Genomic DNA, 19,570 nt, shown 5'->3' on the forward strand with positions numbered 1-19,570 from the left:
GCCCGTGCTGCTCGCCGACAAGCGCATCGAACTGGACGCGCGCCCCGCCTCGCGGCGGCTCGCGCCGGTCGAGGTCGTGATGATCGGCCACTGCCCGTCCTTCGACGGCAGCGCCGAGTGGAAGCGACTGGCGCGCGACCTCGCGGTGCTCGCGGACATCGCGGCGCTCGGCTTCACGGCCGAGGTCGAGCGCCTGCGCGCGCTGGACGAGGGCGCGATCGAGGCCGAACCCGGCGACGGCGCGCTGTTCGCGCTGTACCGGCTGCCGATCCCGATCCGCTCGCTGGGCTACTTCCAGGCGCTGTTCCCGCAGGCCTTCGACACCGACGGCGCCTACCGCAGCGCGCTCGCGGGGCGCGCGGCGTGGTTGCCGGCGGCGGTGCAGGACTTCTTCGCCGGCGCGGAGCGCGGCTTCGGCGACACGCGCACGCTGTGGATCATCCGCGTGCCCGAATCCGAGGGCGTGCGCGCCTTCCTGCCGCAGCCGAACACGAGCCTGATCGAACCCTCGGCGCTGGGCGCCTTCGAGCGCGCGCTGCTGATCGAGCGCGCCGGCATCCTCGCGCTGCCCGACCTCGAACGCCTGCTGGTGCCGCGCGCGCTGCCAGACATCCCGCGCGTGCGCCTCGACAATCCGGAACCGGTGTTCCTGCCCTGCGGCACCGAGATCGACGACACGCATCGCGAGCGCCGTCATTCGAGCGAGATGCTTGGCGCGGAAGCGACCGTCGATCCGATCGACATCGTGCCGCCGATCATCCGCACGCTGGCGCGCCTGCGCCCGGACATGCAGTGCCTGCTGACGCTGCCGCTGGATCAGCGCCCGCGCGACGAACTGCCGGCACCCGCGCGCGATTTCCTCGACCATCTCGCGCGCATCGCGGGCGAGATTGGCAGCGAAGCCGGCGGCGGGGCAGCGGTTTCCCCGCACACCGAGCTCGCCGACAAGCTGCGCCACCTGCAGCTGCTATGGCCCTACCTGCGCAGCGAGGAGAACCCGCTCGCCTCGCCCTGCGGGCTGGTCGCCGGCATGCAGGCGCGCGTGTCGCAACGCCACGGCGTATGGCGCTCGATCGCCGGTCGCCCGCTGCCCGGCACGGCGCTGCCGTGGCCGCCGGTGACGCAGCAGCAGGCCACCGCGCTGCGCGAGGCGCCCGGCGTGACGGTGCTGCTCACCCGCGCAGGCAAGCTGCAGGTGGATGACGAGGCGCTGTGCGCGCCCTGCCTGCCGGCCGCGGACCTGCGCCGCATGACGGCCGCGCAGCGCGCGCAGGAGCACTGGCGTTCGGCGGAGGTGATGCGCTTCATGGGCTGGCTGCGGCGCGGACTGCAGGCACTGGGCGAGCAGCTGCTGTTCGACACCGATCCGCGCGATCCGCGCCCGGAGCTCGCGCTGCGCGCCTTCTTCGAACGCCTGCACGAGGCGGGGGCACTGCGCGGTGCGCGGCCCGAGAGCGCCTACCGCATCCGCGCGATTCCGTCGGCCGAGTCGACGATCGCGTTCGAGATCGAGATCGCGCCGGCCTACCCGATCGACCGGCTGCGCCTGACCTTCCTGCACGACCGCCACGCCGCCGTGACGGACACCCGCATCGAGGCCGTCGATGGCTGACGCGCCACGCGAGTTCATCCCCTTCCGCTTCCGCGTCGCGCTGTACGACGGCGCGGGCGGCAACCTGCTGTGCCGCGGCGCCTTCAGCGAGGTGTCGGGGCTGGAGGCGACGATGGCGCCCAAGGCGCTGAAGGAAGGCGGGCGCAACTGGGGCGAGGTGCAGCTTTCGGGGCCGACGACCTTCGCGCCGGTCATCCTCAAGCGCGGCATCACCGAGCTTGCCGACCTGTGGCAGTGGTTCGACATGAGCACGCGCCAATCGAACTATGCGCTGCGCGTGAGCGGAACGATCGACGTCTTCCACCCGGAGGATCCGGACAAGCCACTGCTGCGCTGGCGCATCACGAACGCGCTGCCGACCAAGTTCAAGGGACCGGACCTCTCCTCGACCGCCAGTCAGGTCGCGATCGAGGAGTTGCAGCTGGTGCATGAAGGGCTGGAACTGGAACGCGGCTCGAGCCCTTGAAGAAACCGTAGCGAGCAGCGCCGAGTGCAAGGCGCGATTGAGCGAACGACGAGACATATCGAACAGATAGGCGAGGAGTGAGCGAGTGAGCAACGCAGCAATCGGTGCGCGCAGTAGGTTTATTCAAGGGCTCTGAGGACGACAACCATGCCCGCCCTTCAGATCGCCCGCGCCAAGCTGATCCCGATGAACGGGGATCAGGTCGAGACCGACGAGTCGAAGCACATCGACGTGCAGTTCAACCCGGCCACCCTGCGCGTGACGCTCGCCAACACGCTGAAGGCCGACAACAAGGGCGGCAGCGGGGGCAGCGGGGCGGCGGCGCAGTTCATCGACAAGAGCGAATCGACGCTTGCGGTGGAGCTGGTGTTCGACACCAGCATCGCCGCGAAACTGGGCTCGGACAGCCGCGAGGACCGCGAGACGCTCGCCGCGAACACCGACGTGCGCACGCTGACGAAGCGCATCGCCGAAGCCTTCATGAAGCCGCAGGATGCCGAGTCGAAAAAGCCGAAGGCGCCCAAGCGCTGCCGTTTCCAGTGGGGCAGCTTCCAGTTCACCGGGATGCTGTCGAGCTACTCGGAGACGCTGGACTTCTTCGCCCCCGAGGGCATCCCGCTGCGCGCGACCCTCGCGCTGACCTTCAAGGAGGACCGCTACCAGTTCGCGCTCGACCCCTCGGTGCAGGCCGCCGAACGCCCGATGCCCGCCTTCGCGCCCGGCGGCGAGGGCCAGAACGCTGCCAGCGCGGCCCAGGCCGCGGGCCAGAACCCGCGCGACTGGCGCGGCATCGCCGCCCTGAACGGCCTCGACAACCCGCGCTTCACCGCGCTGGGCACCCTGCTGATCCCGACCGGAGGCCGCTGATGCCCGTGATCATCGACGAACTCGTCGCCGAAGTGCAGCCCGAACCCAACCCGGCGCAGACCGCCGGCGCCGAGCCGCGCCCGCCCGAGGGAAAGCCGGGCGAGACGCTGCTCGATCTGCTCACCGTCGTCCGCGAACGGGAGGCGCGCCTTGCCATCGACTGAGTTCCCGGCGCTGAAGCGTGCGAGCCGGTGTAGGGCGGGAGGAGCAACGCGTATCCCGCCGATCCCAGCACCGAAGGCTGCCCGATCGCCGCATGGCGGGATACGCTGCGCTGCTCCCGCCCTACGAGTCCGTGCGTCCGCGAACGATTGCGAACGTTGCTGCGGCCGCGGCAGGGAGGACGTCAGGGATGCCCGCTAATCCCGCCCTCGTCAGCGCCCGGCCACGCATGCGCGTGGATGGCAGCGACCGCCCCGCGCTGGGCGAGGCGGCGGCCGCGCTGTCGGTGCATCTGCCGGCGAGCGGCATGGCGAGCGCGGAGCTGCGGGTGATCAACTGGGGGCCGGCCAGTGGTGGCGAGCCGGGCTATCCCTTCCTCGACCTGCGTCTGGGCAGCCGCATCGAGTTCCTGCTCGGCGAGACGGCGGAGAGCGCGGTGTTCTCCGGCGACATCACCGCCTTCGAGGAGCGCTACGGCGATGGCGCGCCGCAGCTCGTGATCCTCGCCGAGGATCCGCTGCACAAGCTCGCCCGCAGCCGCGCGAGCCGGGTGTTCGAGAACAAGTCGCTCGCCGACGTGGTGCGCGAGATCGCCAGCGATGCCGGGCTGCAGGCCGACGTCAGCGTCGAAGCCGGCAGCGCGGACTGGCTGCAGCACAACGAGAGCCATCTCGCCTTCCTGCTGCGCGTGCTGGGGCCCCACGACATCCCCGTGCGCATGCAGGGCGGACGGCTTCGCGCGCGCTCCGAGGAGGCGGACGCGAACCCGGTGCGCATCGACGCCGGCACCAATGCACGCCGCATCCGCATCATCGCCGACCTCAACCGCCAGCCGCGCGAGGTGCTCGCGGACGGCTACAACCTCGCCTCCGACGCCGCCGCGAGCGGCAGCAGTGCGTCGCTGTCGCCGGCGCCTTCGGGTCGCACTGCGGCCGCGACGCTCGCCGAGCTTGGCTGGGACGGCCGCTCGCCGCGCCCGCATCCCTTCGCCCGCACGCAGGCCGAGGCCGACTCGCTCGCACAGGGCGCCTTCCGCCGCGACGCGCAGCGCTTCCTGCACGGCGAGATCGTCTGCACCGGCACGCCCGAGCTGGGTGTCGGGCGCGAGGTCGAGCTCGCCGGCGTGTCGCCGCGGCTCGCCGGGCGCTACCGCATCGCCGAGTGCTGGCATCACTTCGACAACGCGCAGGGGCTGTCCACGCGCCTGCGCGTCGAACGCCCGGACTGGAACCCATGAGCGGACGCCACAGCCCCGGCCTCCTGCAGGATCTGCACCTCGGCGTCGTGCTCGACAACGCCGACCCGGACAACCGCGGCCGCGTGAAGCTGCGCCTGCCGGCGACCGGGCTGGAGGTGTGGGCCGCGGTGATGGTGCCGAGCGCCGGCAGCGGCTACGGCGTGAGCCTGCTGCCGCGCCAGGGCGAACAGGTCGTGGTCGCCTTCATCAGCCCCGACCTGCCGATCGTGCTCGGCGCGGTGTGGAGCGGCGGCAGCAGCCAACCCGACGACGCGCGCCCGGTCGAGGAACGCTACTTTGTGCAGAGCCCGGCCGGCATCAAGGTGCTGCTCGACGACCAGGAACCGAAGGTGAAGATCGAGACGCCGGCCGGCAACCATCTCACGATCACCGACCAGGGCGGCGGCAAGGTCACCATCGAACAGGGCGGCGAGAAGGTCGAGATGTCGCCGGGGAATATCAAGGTCACCGGCTCCGGCGTCGTGAAGATCGAGGCCGCCCAGGTCACGGTGTCGGCGGGCATGGTCAAGGTCGATGCCGGCATGAGCAAGTTTTCCGGCGTCGTGCAGTGCGACACGCTGATCAGCAACGCGGTGATCTCGTCGAGCTACACGCCGGGGGCGGGGAACATATGGTGACGACCACCGAGACCGCCCTCCTCGCCGAGCGGCCGATGCGTGCCCTCAAGGCCGCTGGGCCGGCGCTCGCGCACCAACCGCGCGTGGTGGTCCCCTTCTTCGCCAACGACGGCGACGGCCTCACGCTACACCGTTACCTCGACGAGGACTTCGTGGCGCGCTTTCTCAACGACGCGCAGGCCGGCCGGCTCATTGGCACCGCCGCGCAGCCCTGGTTCCGCGAGGACCGCTTCGGCCGTTTCAAGGACGAACCGACGCTGCGCCTGCCGATGCACCGCAGCTTCTACCTCGTGTGCGCCGAAGTGCAGTGCGCCGCACCCGGCGCGCCGGCCTTCGACCCGAAGAAGATCGTCGGCGCGGGGATGGTCGTGCGCCGCGTGCCCGCCGACGGCACACCGCAGCGCTGGATGATCGCGGACGGCCAACCGGTGGGCTGGCGCAACGGCGAGATTCCCGATCACGACCCCGACGACGTGCGCCGGCTCACCGCGCGCGGGCTCTTGCCGCAGCGCTTCCCCGAGCCGCCCTATTCGGGCGAGGAGGTCGTGCCCTTGCACCCGCTGCTGGTGCGCCGCCGCGACGCGCGCGGGATCGAACGCAGCCACACGCTGCTGTGGGGCTACCTGCCGCTCGGCGGCTCCGCGCGCGAGATCGCCGATGCGCCGCTGCCGCAGGCGAACGGCACCGAGGTGCCCGACTTCGGCCTGGAGCACGCCTGGCCGCTCGGCAGCCGCGGCGCGAAGGCGTGGGACAACAATGACGGGTTGGTGATGGACAACGGCGTCGGAACCGTCGGCTTCATCGAACTGCTGCAGACGCTGGTCGCGCAGTTCCGCACCAACGATGCGACGGACGGCGACAACGCCGGCCTGCGCACCCTGCTCGGGCAGCTGCGCTTCCACCGCATCGAGTGGCGCGTCTTCGCGGACAACATCCTGCCGCAGCCCGTGCAGGTATCCGGCGAGACCGTGCTGACCTGGCTCGACCGCAGCGCGCCGGCACTGGTCGAGCTCTTCGCGCGCATCGTGCGCCGCGAGGTGATTGCCGGCAGCGTCGCGCTGCCCGACGGCTTCGGCGGCACGCGTGACGACCGCCTGCTTCTCACCGAAGAACAGGCGCAGGATCTGCGCAGCCTCGTCGCGCTGCGCACGGCGCGCGCGCAGGTGCGCTTCGACGACGGCCTGCCGCTACCGCGCTACGGCCAGACCGATGGCGACCGCTTCGTCGCCGTCCCCTTCGTGCGCTGGGCCGACGACTGCGGCTGCGAGCGCGTCGCGTGGGGCCCGGCGAGCCGCATGTTCCGCATCGCCTCGCCGTTCGACCCGGACGCGCAGCGCCCGACCACCGTGATCCTGCCCTCGCTCGACGACTTCAAGCGCGGGCTGCCGCGCGGCGTCGCGATGCTGGCGCCGAAGTCGCTCGCCGACGTGCTGCGCAAGATCAGCCCCGGCATCGACATGAAGGGCGACGGCCCGGGCAACCGCTCCGGCGCGTGCTGGAGCTTCAGCTTCAGCCTGCCGGCGATCACGCTGTGCGCGATGCTGATGCTGATGGTCGTGATCAACCTGCTGAACCTATTCCTCGGCTGGCTGCCGTGGGCCTTCCTCGCGCTGCCGCGGCTGTGCCTGAAGGCGCTGAAAGGCAAATAAGGGTCAATGACGATGCCGACTCCCGAATCCCTGCTCACGAGTTTTCCGCTGCTCGCCGGCCTCGCCGACGATGGCACCCCGGAATGGCGGCGCGGCAATGCGAGCGTGCGCGAGGTGATGCTCAACATCCTGCTCACGCGCCCCGGCGAGCGCCTGATGCGCCCCGAGTTCGGCGCCGGCATCCGCAACTTCATCCACCACCCGAACAACGAAACCACCCGCGCGCTGATCGCCGATGCCGCACTGCGTGCGCTGACGCGCTGGGAACCGCGCGTGACGATCGAGGAGGTGCGCGCGGTGCCCGACCGCGAACGCCTGTCGCACGTGAATCTCGAAGTGCGCTACCGCCTGCTCGCCGACGGCCGTCGCGAGACGCTCGAACTGGCGCTGGATCTGGGGTGAAGCGCATGAAGACATCGCAACCCGCAGGAAGGATGACAGTGGGAGCGGCTTCAGCCGCGAATCGGCGTCCATTCGCGGCTGAAGCCGCTCCCACCGACACCCGGCCTTCCCGCCCCATGTAACGAGGGAACCGAACCCATGGCGCTTCCCACTTCACTTTTTGGGCAATTCCCGGTCCCCGACCTCGACGACCGCCGCTTCGACGAGCTGGTCGCCGAGCTGCAGGCCCGCCTCGGGCGCCACGTGCCGGAGATGGCGCCGCTCGCGCCGGGCGATCCGGTGCATGCGCTGGTCGATCTCTTCGCGTGGCTCACCGAGACCGTCATCTACCGCGCGAACCAGATTCCCGAGCGCCAGCGCCTCGCCTTCCTGAACCTGCTGCAGATTCCGCTGCGCCCGGCGCGGCCGGCGACCGGCATCGTCAGCATCGACGCCTCCGGCCGTTCGCTGCCGCCGCTGATCGCCACCGAATCGGCGCTCAAGGCCGGCACGACGAGCTTCTCGACGGTCGGCGAGGTGCAGCCGACCCCGCTCGCGCTGCGCGTCGTGGTGAAACGCACGCTCGACGAAGCCGCCCTTGCCGCGGAGGGCATCAGCCTGGACCAGTTGCGCGCGCAGTACGGTGTCGAACCGGCGGCCTTCCGCCCGGTGACGCTGGTGCCCGGCCACGACGCACTCACCACCGCCGGCACGCGCGACGGCGCCTTCCACCTCGGCATCAGCCTCGCCAAGCCCGCCTTCGTCGCGCAGGCGGACCTCGTGCGGCGCGAGCTCGCCGGCATCGTGCTGAACGTCGGACTCGCCCCCCTCACCGAACTCGAGGGGCTCCTTGCGACCGGACTGCGGCCGCGCAAGCTCGCGTGGGAGCTCGCGTGGTGGCCCGACCCCGACAACGCGCCGCAGAATGTGCAGTACCTGCCGCTCGAAGTCATCGCCGACAGCTCGGCCGGCGGACGCAAGACCGGCGTCGCGCGCCTGCGCCTGCCGCGCAACGCCGACCTGCTGCGCGCCACCGCCGCCCTCGACCCGCAGTTCGCCGGCCTCGGCGACACCCCGCCCGAAGCCCCCGCCGACCTGCGCCCCGGTCAGCTCCTCTTCTGGCTGCGCGTGTCCTGCGCCGACGAGCCGAACCTCGCGCTCGGCTACCTCGGCGTGAATGCCGTCGACGTGATCGGCCAGGGCATCGCGCGCGACATCGTGCTGGGCGCCGGCACCGGCCGCCCGGACCAGCGCTTCGAGCTGCCGCACGCCGACGTCGAACTCGCCAGCGTGCAGGTCGAGGTCGAGCACCTGCACGCCTTCCGTCCCTGGACGCGGGTCGCGCATTTCGCCGGCAGCGGGCCGGACGACACCGTCTTCGTCGTCGATGCCGCCGACGGCAGCGTGCGCTTCGGCGACGGCATCCGCGGCAAGCGTCCGCCCGCCAACGCCCGCATCCGCGCGGCCTTCTACCGCCACGGCGGCGGCGCCAAGGGCAACCTGCCGCCCGACAGCATCAAGGAGATCCACGGCAGCAGCGCCCGCCTCGCGCTGCGCCACGAATGGCCCACCCGCGGCGGCGTCGACGCCGAGACGCTGGACGAGGCCGAGCGCCGCATCCCGGCCTTCCTCAGCCATCGCGACCGCGCCGTCACCGCCGAGGACTTCGGCGTGATCGCGCGCGACAACCCGATCAACCCCGTCGCGCGCGCCGAGGCGGTGGCGGGCTTCTTCCCCGGCGCGAGCCTCACCGCCGTGCGCCGCAACGTCCCCGGCGTCGTCGCCGTGTTCGTGATGCCGCCGGCGCCGCAGGCCATGGCCGCCGCGCCGCGCCCGAACGCGGGACTCTTGGCCGACGTGCATGACTACCTCTCTGCGCGCTGCATGCTCGGCACCGAGCTCTACGTGCTGTCGCCGCAGTTCGTGCCGGTCGCGGTCGCGGTGTCGCTCGAAGTCGTCGATCCCGCGACCGAGCAGCAGGTGCATGCGGAGGTCGAGCGCGCGCTGCTGCGCTACCTGTGGGCGTTGCCCCCGGGCGGCCCGCGCGGCGCCGGCTGGCCGCGCGGCAAGGCGGTCGAGATCAATGAGCTGCGCACCCAGGCCGGCCGCGTCGACGGCGTCGAGGCGGTGAACGCCTTGCGTCTCTTCTACCAGGACCAGCAGCAGAACCCGCCGGTGTGGCTGGAACTCACCGGCGCGCAGGCCCTGCCGCTGCTGGATTTCCAGCTGCCGGAGCTGATGGCCGTCGCGATCCGCCCGGGCGAAGACCGCCCCGCCCCGCCGCGCGGCTTCGGCCCGGGGCGCCCGCCCGAGGACGACACCGCACGCGCCGTGCCGGTGCCGGTGATTCCGGATCTGTGCTGAGGCGATGAGGACGATGGCCACCATGCGCCTCGAATATCGTCACGCGACCGCTGCGCGGATCGCGAGGTGTGGATTGGCGGGATACGCGTTGCTCCTCCCGCCCTACGGGGTCCGGGGTGCCGACAAGCACCTCGGAGGCAAGAATGTAGGGCGGGAGGAGCGCAGCGCATCCCGCCACGCGGCCGTCGAGTCTGCACTGACGGCGCGTTTCGCCCCCCCCGGAGCCGCCCGATGAACAGCAACGGCACCCGCTTCCTGCTCCTCGACGGCGCCGCGGATTTCCGCAACGCAAGCCGCCAGTGCAGCTGGGACGTCGAGCAGCGCGCCTTCACGCTGACGCGCCAGGACGCGCCGCGCCTGCCGCAGATGCCACCGGCGCGCGCACGCGAGCTGCTGGCCGCGGCGATGCCCCTGATCCTCGACGACCACGGCCAGCTCGGGCGGCTGTCCGCCGACGGCCTGCGCTTCGAATGTGCGCTGCGCTGGCCGGCGAGCGCCCCGGCGGACTGGCAGCCCGTGCTCGCCGCCCTCGACGACGCCGAGACCGGCGCGCCCGACCTCGAAGCGCTGGTGCTCGATCCGGTGGATGCCCCCGCCGGCCGCTTCACCGACGTCGCCTTTGGCGGCAGCGGGCTGGTCGCGCTGCCGTGGAGCGACGGCGGCGTCACCAACGGCCTCACCGCCGTGCATCTGCGCCGCCGCTGGCAGACCCGCTGCACGCTGCCCTTCGCGCCGCGCCGCGCCTGCGTCGAAGCGACCACCGGCGCAGACCGCGTGTGGCTGCTCGGCGAGACGCGCCTCGGGCTCGCCGTCGGTGCGCCGCTGCCTCAGCCCTACGTCGGCCGCCCCGAGCGCTTCGAGCCGCTGCAGGCCAACCCCGATCCGCTGCGCCTGCTGTGGGACGTCGACCTGCCCGCGCACGGCGGCCTGCTGGGCCTCGCCGCCGACGACGAACGCCTCTACGTGCTGTGCGAAACCACCGACAGCACCACCGACGCGCCGCGCATGCAGGTGTTCACGCGCGCGCTCGCCGCCGGCCCGACGGAGGACTTCCGCATCCATCGCCTGCCGGACAACCTTCCGCTGGCGACCGACCTCGCCGCGATCGGCGACGGACGCTTCCTGCTGCTCCTGCCCTTCGAGGAAGGCGCCGAGCGCGGCAAACGCCGAGACTGCCCGCTGTTCGCCCTGCCGGACGACGACGAAGCCACCGCTGCAGAACTCCTCGCCGAACGCTGGCCGCGCCGCTCCGAGGCCCCGCTGCCCGCAGCGGTGCGCTTCGTCCGCCACCGCGACGGGGCGCCGCGCACGCTCACCGAAGACGGCCCGATCCGCCTCTACCGCCTCGCCCAGGCGCACTTCGCGCCGCGCGGCACGGTCACGCTGACCGAGATCCTCGACTCGGCGATGCCCGACACGCTGTGGGACCGCCTGTGCCTCGACGCCTGCGTCCCGCCCGGCTGCCGCATCGACTTCGCCGTGCAGGCGGGCGACGACCGCGATGACCTGCCCGACGAGTGGATCGCGCAGCCGCAGCCGGTGCTCACGCCGCACGCCTCGGAACTCCCCTTCGCGCCCGGCCGCGCCCCGCAGGGCGAGGACCACGCGGGCCACGCCGGCCTGTACGAACTGCTGCTCCAGCGCAGCAACGGCGCGGTGCGCGAGGTGCGCGGCCGCTACCTGCGCCTGCGCATCACGCTGCACGGCGACGGCCGCCACAGCCCGGCGATTTTCGCGCTGCGCGTCTACTACCCGCGCTTCTCGTGGCAGACCCACTACCTGCCCGACCACTTTCAGCAGCAGGAACGCCCGCTGCCGCTCGAAGACGCCGACCCGATCACCGCCAACGGCGCCGACTTCCGCGAACGCCTGCTGGCGAGCTTCGAGGGGCTGCTCACGCCGCTCGAAGACCGCATCGCCGCGAGCGAAATCCTGCTCGACCCCGCCGCGACGCCAAGCGAGCGCCTGCCCTGGCTCGCCGGTCTGCTCGGCACGACGCTGCCGCGCCACTGGCCCGACGCGCGCCGCCGCCGCTGGCTCGCCGCGCAGGGCGCGATGCTGCAGACGCACGGCAGCTACCGCGGGCTGCTGCTCGCGCTCGACATCCTCACCGACGGCGCGGTCGCGCGCGGCGCGGTGATCCCGGTCGAGCACTTCCGCCTGCGCCGCACGATGGCGACCATCCTCGGCATCGACATGGACGACCGCGACCACCCGCTGACGCTCGGCACGGGCCTCTCCGGCAACAGCATCGTCGGCGACAGCCTGATCCTGTCGGACGACCAGTCACGCGAATTCCTCGCGCTGTTCGCGCCGGAAGTGGCCGAGCGCAAGGGAGAGGCGGAAGTCGTCGCGCGCTTCTTCGACGAGGCCTCGCGGCGCATGACGGTGATCCTGCACGGCCCGGCGAAGCGCCTCGCCGCGGTCGTGCGCGACGCGCTGCCGTCGCTCGTGCCGGCGACCGTGCAATGGGCGATCCGCACGAGCGACCACCCCTTCGTGCTGGGCCTGTCGCCGCTGCTGGGCATCGACACCTGGCTTGAAACCCAGCCGCCGCCCCGACCCGTGGTGCTCGACCGCACCCGCCTGGGCCGCGGCGATCTGCTGCACAACCCGGTCGCCCTCGATCCCGAGCACGCCGTGCCGATCGACGCGACCGACCAGGAAGCACGGCGATGAACCCGCAACCCGAGACCGCACGACAGGGCCGTAGGGCGGGAGAAGCCGAAGGCGCATCCCGCCACGCGGCCTCCGGTCAAGCACCAACCGCCGGAGTGGCGGGATGCGCTTCGCTCCTCCCGCCCTACGTGGATCCGCGGATCCCCCGCGCCCGATTGTGGCACGCCGAATCAGCCGAAATGAATGGAGGGTAATCCAGTGAGCGAGCCCGACGACAACTGCGACGCGAGCCTTGCCGGCGACGGCCGCTTCGAGGAGGCGCTAAAGCGCGTGAGCTACGAGCCCGGCATGCTGCTCGGGCTGGAGGCGACGCGCGCCGAGCAGGACTACCACCGGCGCCGCGCGACGCGCCACGGCTACTGGCTGCACGGCGCCGGCACGGTCGCCGGCCTGCGCGTGAGCATCCGCGCCGAGGATCCGGGCAACGACACCGACCCGGTGCGCGTGCGCCTCGTCGTGAGCCCCGGCGTCGGCGTCGATGGCCTCGGGCGCGAGATCGGCGTGCCCGAGCCCTACTGCGTCGATCTCGGCGCCTGGCTCACCGCCCAGCATGAGGACGAGGACCTGTGGGGCGCGCTGATCCGCGACGGCTACGCCGCGGCCGACAACCTGCTGTGGCTGAAGGTCACGATGCGCTACCAGGACTGCCCCAGCGGCCTGCAACCGGTGCTCGCGACCGAGGTCAATGCCGGCACCGACCCGGTGCAGCCCAGCCGCGTCGCCGACTGCGTGCTGTTCGAACTCGTCGCCGAGCGCCCCGACGACGCGCCCACCGAGGAACACCTTTTCGCCGCGCACAGCCGCATCAAGCCTTATGACGAGATCGAAGCGAACCTCGGCGAGCGCGAGCGCGCGCAGGTCGAGGCCGCCGCCGGCGCCGCGCGCACCCAGCTCGAACTCGGCGCGCGCCTGCTGCATTCGCTCGGCGACGACAACCAGGCGCTGGTCGCGCGCCAGGCCTTCCTCACCGACCCCGCGGTGCTCGCCCGCACGCTGCTCGCACGCATCGCGATCCGCCTCACGCCACCCGCGCCCGAGCCGGACCTGATCGTCAATCCGCGCCGCATCGAGGTCGACAACCTCGTGCGCCCCTTCCTCTTCAACGCCGCCGCGCTCGCCCGGCTGATCCGCGCCTAAAAGGGAACCGCCATGGCCAACATCCGCTTCACTCCGCTCCGGATCGGCACCACCAACGCGGCCGGCGAGCGCATCTCCAGCATCGACCCGCTGCTGTCGCGCACCAATTACTTCGACGGCCAGCTGCTCAAGGCCTCCGACCTCAACCGCGACCAGATCTACCTCGACGAGCGCCTGCTGGAGCTGGGCCAGGTGTTCGGCGCCGGCATCGTGCGCGGACTCGAGCTGAGCCTGCGCGCCGGCCACGTCCTGCAGGTGGAGCCCGGCATCGCCATCGCCCCCTCGGGCCGCGTGCTGCAGCTCAACAACCAGCCGCTGACGATCGACCTGCTCAACAGCGGCCTGATCGCGACGCTCAACGACGGCCGCTTCCGCAGCTACGCGCGCGGCCTGTACGCACTCGCGCTGACCCATGCCGAGGTCGTCGACGGCGTCGCCGAAGCCTTCCCGAAGGACCTCGCCGCGCCGCGCCGCCCGCATGTCGCCGCCTGGGCCGAAGGGGTCGAGCTGCGCCTGATGCCGCTTCCGCTGCCCCTGCCGCGCCAGGACGAGATCGCCGTGCGCGCCACCCTCGCGCGGGAACTCCTGTCCGGCGGCGAGCGCCTCGCGCTGCCCTCCGACGACGCCGTGCCGCTGGGCCTCATCGCCGTCGAGCGCGGCCGCATCCTGTGGCTGGACCGCGGCCTGCTGCGCCGCCCGCAACGCGCGCTGAACACCCCCAACGCGATCCAGCAGGATCTTGCGACGCACTACCTCGAACTCATGCAGGCGGTGCTCGCGAGCCGCCAGAGCGCGGGACTCCGCGGTGCCTTCGCCGCCAGCCAGTACTTCCGCGTGTTGCCGCCGTGGGGGCCGATCCCGCAGGACTGCGTCGACCCCATCGGCGGCCGCCAGCAGTTCTTCCCCAAGGACTACGAGGTCAGCATCGCGCCGGTGCGCCGCGCCGAGCTCGCCGCCGTGCTCGCCGACTCCGCCCACCTCGCGCCGATCGACCTCGAGCGCGACGCCGACTGCGACATCATGGTGCTGGTGCCGATGAGCGACACCGCCTTCGCGCTGCGCGCCCGCCAGCTCGAAGCGCCGGCCGAGGTCGTGCCGCGCGCGCTCGGCCGCCTCGCGCGCCTCGACCGCCTCGCGCTGCGCATCCTGCCGCAGGCCCCGATCCACCGCGTCGACACCGATGCCGACGTGTGGCGCGCGATCTGGGCGGAGCTGAATCCGTCCGAGCTGATGTTCGTGCGCCGCCCGCCGCGCACCGCCGAGACCGCGGTCAGTGCCGTCGTGCTGGCGCTCGGCATGACGCTGCCGCCGCCCGGCTCCGCGCTGCCGCCCGATGCCGCAGCGCTGGAGGAGCAGCTCGACGCCGCGCTGGAGGACGTCGACGCCGCCGAGGAGGCGCGCGCCGCGCTCGAAGCCGAGATCGCGCGTCTCAAGGTCCGCATCGCCGAACTCGAAAAGGCCCTCGCCGCCGCCGGGGGCGGCACGCCGGCCGACGCGCTGGCCGAGATCGAACGCCTCAGGCTCGCGCTCGCGGCCGCGCAGAAGGAGATCGAGGCCCTCAAATCCGACGACCGCAACGCCGCGGTCCTCGCCAACGCACTCGAAGCCGCCAGCGACCGCATCGACGCGCTGAAAGCCGAACTGGACGCCGCGCGCGCCGAGATCGAACGCCTGAAGACCACCAGTGCACCGATCGACGAGACCCTCAAGCAGCGCATCGAGGAACTCGCCACGGCGCTGGAAGCCGAGCGCGCGAAATCCGCCGCGCTGGAGCAGGAACGTGCGGCCCTCGCCGCCCAGCTCGACGCCGCGAAGCTGCGCGTCGCCGAACTCGAAGCCCAACTCAAGGACGCCCTCGCCAAGCTCGAAGCGGCCGGCGGCACCGACGCCGACCTGCTGGCCGCGCGCGACGAGATCGCCAAGCTCAAGGCCGAGCTCGATGCGACCCGCACCGCGCTGGAAACCACCCGCGCCGAACTCGCCGACGTGCGCGCCAAGCTCGACGCCAGCCTCGCGCGCGAAGCCGCCGCGAACACCCGTATCGCCGAGTTGCAGAACGCGCTCGCCGCGGCGAACAACGAAATCGCGACCCTGCGCGCCCGCATCGCCACGCTCGAAACCCAGCTCGCCAACGCCAACGCGACGATCGAGCAGCTCAAACTCGAAGCGGCGCAGACCAGCAACCTCGCCACCGAACTGACACTGGCGCTCCTCGCCCGCGCGCGCGGCGCCGGCGACTCCGGCATCAAGGCCGCCACCACCGCCGACACGATGATCGGCGGCAACGACCGCGCACGCATCGCCGCGGTGCAGATCGTCGGGCTGGCCGACCGCCGCCTGGATCCCGCGCTGTGGCCGACGATGCCCGCGCTCGCGCGCTTCGACCTCGGCGTGTTCGAGAAGCTGCGCGACCGCTTCCTCGACGCCGCCGGCGACCTCGACATGGCGAAGTTCTTCCTGGAGGAGGGGCCCAACTTCGGCCTCACCGGCACGCAGCTTGAACTGTGGAAGCGGGTCGTCGGGTGATGAGAACGCAAGCGATGCCGAACCGTAGGGCGGGAGGAGCCAAAGGCGTATCCCGCCACGCGGCGTTTATTCGGCCTCCGGCGTTCGGATTGGCGGGATGCGCTGCGCTCCTCCCGCCCTACGTCCTTCATGGTTTTGCGCGATCGCTTGGATGCAGGCGCAAATAAGCAGGAGGCATTGAGTCATCATGGCCACCCCGTCCTTTCTCTCACCTCACTTCCTATCCCCCAGCCTGCTCGCCGCCCTCGCGCGGCGCCCGGCGCTGACGCTGCTGCCGCGCGTGCCGGTCGAGATCCGCCTGCACGACCCGGAAAAACGCGCCGACGATCCGCGCCGGCTCAACCTCTTCCCCGGCCGCGCGCTGGGCGAACGCGAGTTCGAGCGCCTGCAGGCCTATGTCGACGACCGCATCGCACCGCTGCTCGCGAGCCTCGCGCCGGGCATCGTCGAAGGCCTGCCCTGCGCCTTCCTCGGCAGCGGCGCCGACACCCGCGTGCGCGTGCAGCCGGGCCTCGCGGTGGGCGCCGCCGGGCAGCTCATCCGCCTCTTCTACCCACTCGACCAGGCCTGGACCGACCTCGCCGCGCAGGCCGAGCGCGACCAAGACACACCGCTGCGCGACGGCCTCTTCCTCGTCACGCTCCGCAGCGCCGTCGAGCCGATCGACGACCCCACCGACCAGGAGCCCTGCACCCGCACCGAGCCCGACCCGCTGCGCGAACGCCGCATCGAGACCGTGTGCCTGCTGGGACTGCAACGCATCGCCGGCAGCCCGCGCCTGATGGCGATGCCGCAGCGCCAGGCCGCCAACCGCATCGGCGCGCGCCTCCTGCGCGAGTCACCCTTCCGCGAGGATTCCGGCGCCGTGCCGCTGGGCCTCGTGAAGGTGGTCGGCAAGCTCCCGGTTTGGTTCGATCCGCTCGCCGGGCGGCTGCTCGCCGAGCCCGACGCCGCCGCCCACACCCTGCTCGCCCACACGGTTGCCGCACTTGAAAGCTGGCAGCGCGAGCACCGCGACCCGCTGCCCAACGTGCCGACGCAGACGCTGCCCGAGCTCCTCGGCCTCGACTACCTGCCCGCCGCCGGCCCGCTCCCCGCCGCGTTGCTGCGCAACCCCGCCGGCAAGACGCCGACGCTCGCCTTCCTGCCCGCCGACCTGCAGGTCGAACTCGCGCCCGTTCCCGCCAACACGATCGAAGGCGTCGTCGCCGACGAACTCGCGCGCGGCACGGTGGACCTCATCCACGGCCTGGGCGAACGCATCCGGCTATTGCTGGCGATCCCCGACCTCGACTACCGGCGCGACCTCTTCGACCTGCCGCAGCGCGACACCAGGCTCGAAGACGAACTCTTCCGCCGCGCCGAGGCGGCGACGCGCGCCTACCAAATGTGGAAGAAGCAGTGGTTCGCGCTCTTCCACGGCCTCAGCGCCCAGCAGTTGCAGGCCCTGCGCGCCCCCGCGCTGATCCCCACGGCGCCGCCCGACCCCGACCAGTACCGCACCCGCCTCGTCGTCAATCGCGCCCGCACCCTGCCGGTCATCGCCGCGCCGCTGATGCTGACCCACGCGCTGGTCACCCACGTCGACGCCGTCGCGAACCGCAGCGAGCTGCCCGAACCCTATGCCAGCCACGTCGCCGAGCCGCATCCCGCGCCGGAGGACTACGAGCAGATCCCCGACGAGCAGCCCGCAGGCAACGGCCTGCTGCGCCAGCGCGAGGACCTGCGCGCCGACATCCGCCATCTCGAAGCCGCCCTGGACAAGAGCTTCCGCCTGCTCGAAGAGGTCAACGACTTCCTCGGCCTGCAGCGCCAGCAGCTCGACGCGCTGACCGTGTCCTTCAGCGCGCTCGCCGGCGGCGTACCGGGCGACGGCCTCGGCGCGAAGCTCGTGCGCTGGACCACCAAGGCGAACTTCGTGCCCAAAGCCACCACGGAGAACCCGTCATGAGCGACATCCTCAACCGCTTCACGGCCAACGCCACGGAATTCACCGAAGTGAAGCTCGCCGCCGACGCGCCACTCCTCGACCTCTCGGGCGCCGTGCAGATGGAGCCGACGATCTCGGCCGGCACGCTGGCCGCCCTCGCCGGCCTGCAGTTCGAGGCGCAGCCCAAGGAACCGCTCACCGACCCGGTCTTCAGCAAGGCCCCGACCACGGGCAAGGGCATGCTGTCGCACGTCGAGCTGATCCGCGACAGCTTCCTCAACGTGCGGCGCGACCTCCTCGACCTGCGCGACAAGGCCAACGCGCGCCAGAACCAGGCAAGATCGCTGATCGACCGCCTGTGCGACTTCCTCGACGACTACCTGAAGCCCGAGGAGCTGCGCCGCCTCGGCGTGATCGACGACGACAGCCAGGCGCGCCCCTTCCGCCTGCTCGTCGCGCCGGACCTGCACAGCACCGAAGGCGTGCTGCTGCGCCCCAAGCTCGACCTCGCGATTCCCCGCCCCGGCGACACCGGCCCCGACGGCACGGCCCATAACGACGAATCGGCACTGTTCGCGGCCGGCAAGGTCGTCGCCGACGACATCCGCAAGATCGAGGCCCTGCGCGGCGCGCTGACCACGCTGCGGCGCCGCCACCAGCAGGCGCTCGAAGACCTGCGCGCACGCCTCGCCGCCCTCGAAGCGGACATCCCCGGCGAGATCCGGACCCTCGACGTGCGCGAGCGCGAGCGCACCGAGGCCCTCGACGACTATGCCGTCGCCCAGCGCCTGCTCGCCGAGCACTGGCGCGAGATCGAAGCCGCCTACGCCGAGCGCAAGCGCGTCATCGAAAGCCACCGCGGCCTGTTCTACGTGAAGGTGCGCGAAACCCCGCTCGGCCGCACCCTGCCCGACCCGCTCGACCTGCGCCCGAGTTCCCCCGACGACCTGGTCCCCGGCTGCGCCAACCGCGACACCGCGCTGCCCGCCGCGCTCGGCCCCTTCATCGAAGCCGTCTACGACATCCCCGCCGGCGACTGGGCGAGCCTGCGCCCGCTCGGCCACCTGCTGCCCGGCCGCGCGATCCTCGCCGGCCTCGTCGACACGCGCCGCCAGAAGCTCACGCTGCGCCTCAACCGCGCCCTCACGGCCGAAACCCCCGTCCTCACCAGCCTCGTGCAGCAGAACCACGCCCTCGTGCGCGAGGTCGCCGCCCGCCCCTTCAATGCCGGCGCGCTCAGCGAATTGCAGCGCCAGGGCAGCGCCATCCTCGCGCTCGACGACCTCCTCGCGATCCCCTCGCCGCTGCTGCGCGACCCCGCACGCGCGCTGCACCAGCGCCTCGACGCCGCCGCCGGCTGCCTCCTCGCGCGCCTGCGCACCATCGCCCCGTCGATCCGGCTGCAATGGTCCACCCTGGCCGAAGCCAACCGCCTCGCCGTCGAGACCCCCGAACGCTGGCCCGGCATTGCCGACGCCGAGGAGCGCGACTTCAACGGCATACGCACGCTCGTCGAACTCGTCGCCTGGTGGTTCCGCCAGCTCGACTCCGACGCCTCCGGCGTCGCCCGCACCGCGATGCGCAACCTCGTGCGCGCCTGCCTGCTGCTCGCCGCCAGCGACGACCCGCGGCAACTCATCCAGGGCAGCCTCAAGACCATCCCGGGGCGCTTCCGCCTCGGCGAAGCGCTGCGCCTCACGCTCAACCGCGAAGCCGCCCCCGGCACCCTGCTGCAGCTCTTCGACGACAGCCAGCGCGTCATCGCCACCCTGCGCGTCGACGACCACGACGACCAGGGCACCGTCGCCTCGGTCGCCACCATCCTTGACCCCGAGGTCGAGCGCAATCCGGGCGCAGTGCTCAACACCGCGTTGCGCATCAGCGGGCTGAACCGGGGCTAAACGCAATGAACAGCGCGAACC

The 19,570-nt window shown here is 72.1% G+C and carries 14 protein-coding genes; all 14 read left to right on the plus strand.

Features of this window, described 5'->3' with window-relative positions:
• Positions 1 to 4: 4 nt before the first annotated feature.
• The 14 genes from U5817_RS24825 (at position 5) to U5817_RS24890 (ending at position 19,549) form a co-directional block, all read left to right on the plus strand.
• Positions 5 to 1,612 carry a hypothetical protein gene (locus U5817_RS24825; RefSeq protein ID WP_407279199.1) on the plus strand — a complete coding sequence of 536 codons (1,608 nt, stop codon included), beginning with the start codon at positions 5 to 7 and terminating at the stop codon, positions 1,610 to 1,612.
• Positions 1,605 to 2,078 (plus strand): phage tail protein, encoded by a 474-nt coding sequence (locus U5817_RS24830; RefSeq protein ID WP_169125332.1) that lies wholly within the window; start codon positions 1,605 to 1,607, stop codon positions 2,076 to 2,078. The genes U5817_RS24825 and U5817_RS24830 overlap by 8 nt, the downstream gene beginning before the upstream one ends.
• Positions 2,079 to 2,225: 147 nt before the next feature.
• Positions 2,226 to 2,945, plus strand: coding sequence for a hypothetical protein (locus tag U5817_RS24835; protein ID WP_407279200.1), 720 nt, complete (start codon positions 2,226 to 2,228; stop codon positions 2,943 to 2,945).
• Positions 2,945 to 3,109, plus strand: coding sequence for a hypothetical protein (locus tag U5817_RS24840; RefSeq protein ID WP_407279201.1), 165 nt, complete (start codon positions 2,945 to 2,947; stop codon positions 3,107 to 3,109). The genes U5817_RS24835 and U5817_RS24840 overlap by 1 nt, the downstream gene beginning before the upstream one ends.
• A 188-nt stretch (positions 3,110 to 3,297) precedes the next feature.
• Entirely contained in the window at positions 3,298 to 4,344 is a 1,047-nt protein-coding gene (locus tag U5817_RS24845) for a phage late control D family protein (RefSeq protein WP_407279202.1), read from the plus strand.
• On the plus strand, positions 4,341 to 4,982 hold the full coding sequence (locus U5817_RS24850; protein WP_407279203.1) for a phage baseplate assembly protein V: 642 nt from the start codon (positions 4,341 to 4,343) through the stop codon (positions 4,980 to 4,982). The genes U5817_RS24845 and U5817_RS24850 overlap by 4 nt, the downstream gene beginning before the upstream one ends.
• On the plus strand, positions 4,976 to 6,631 hold the full coding sequence (locus U5817_RS24855; RefSeq protein WP_407279204.1) for a hypothetical protein: 1,656 nt from the start codon (positions 4,976 to 4,978) through the stop codon (positions 6,629 to 6,631). Before U5817_RS24850 ends, U5817_RS24855 begins: the two co-directional genes overlap by 7 nt.
• Positions 6,632 to 6,637: 6 nt before the next feature.
• Positions 6,638 to 7,033, plus strand: coding sequence for a GPW/gp25 family protein (locus U5817_RS24860; protein ID WP_246262099.1), 396 nt, complete (start codon positions 6,638 to 6,640; stop codon positions 7,031 to 7,033).
• A 138-nt stretch (positions 7,034 to 7,171) separates the two neighbouring features.
• Positions 7,172 to 9,376: a putative baseplate assembly protein gene (locus U5817_RS24865; protein WP_407279205.1), complete on the plus strand. Its 2,205-nt coding sequence runs from the start codon at positions 7,172 to 7,174 to the stop codon at positions 9,374 to 9,376.
• Between the two features lie 231 nt (positions 9,377 to 9,607).
• Positions 9,608 to 12,055, plus strand: a complete 2,448-nt coding sequence (locus U5817_RS24870) for a hypothetical protein (protein ID WP_407279206.1) — start codon at positions 9,608 to 9,610, stop codon at positions 12,053 to 12,055.
• A gap of 198 nt (positions 12,056 to 12,253) precedes the next feature.
• Positions 12,254 to 13,192, plus strand: a complete 939-nt coding sequence (locus U5817_RS24875) for a hypothetical protein (RefSeq protein WP_407279207.1) — start codon at positions 12,254 to 12,256, stop codon at positions 13,190 to 13,192.
• 12 nt (positions 13,193 to 13,204) lie between these two features.
• The gene (locus tag U5817_RS24880; protein ID WP_407279208.1) at positions 13,205 to 15,718 is read left to right on the plus strand and encodes a methyltransferase type 11; all 2,514 of its coding nucleotides are present in this window, start codon (positions 13,205 to 13,207) and stop codon (positions 15,716 to 15,718) included.
• 187 nt (positions 15,719 to 15,905) lie between these two features.
• Entirely contained in the window at positions 15,906 to 17,669 is a 1,764-nt protein-coding gene (locus U5817_RS24885; RefSeq protein ID WP_407279209.1) for a hypothetical protein, read from the plus strand.
• Complete coding sequence (locus tag U5817_RS24890; protein WP_407279210.1) at positions 17,666 to 19,549, plus strand: hypothetical protein; 1,884 nt, start codon at positions 17,666 to 17,668, stop codon at positions 19,547 to 19,549. The genes U5817_RS24885 and U5817_RS24890 overlap by 4 nt, the downstream gene beginning before the upstream one ends.
• Positions 19,550 to 19,570 lie beyond the last annotated feature (21 nt).

This window comes from Aromatoleum evansii (assembly GCF_045689615.1).
Lineage (GTDB): Bacteria > Pseudomonadota > Gammaproteobacteria > Burkholderiales > Rhodocyclaceae > Aromatoleum > Aromatoleum evansii.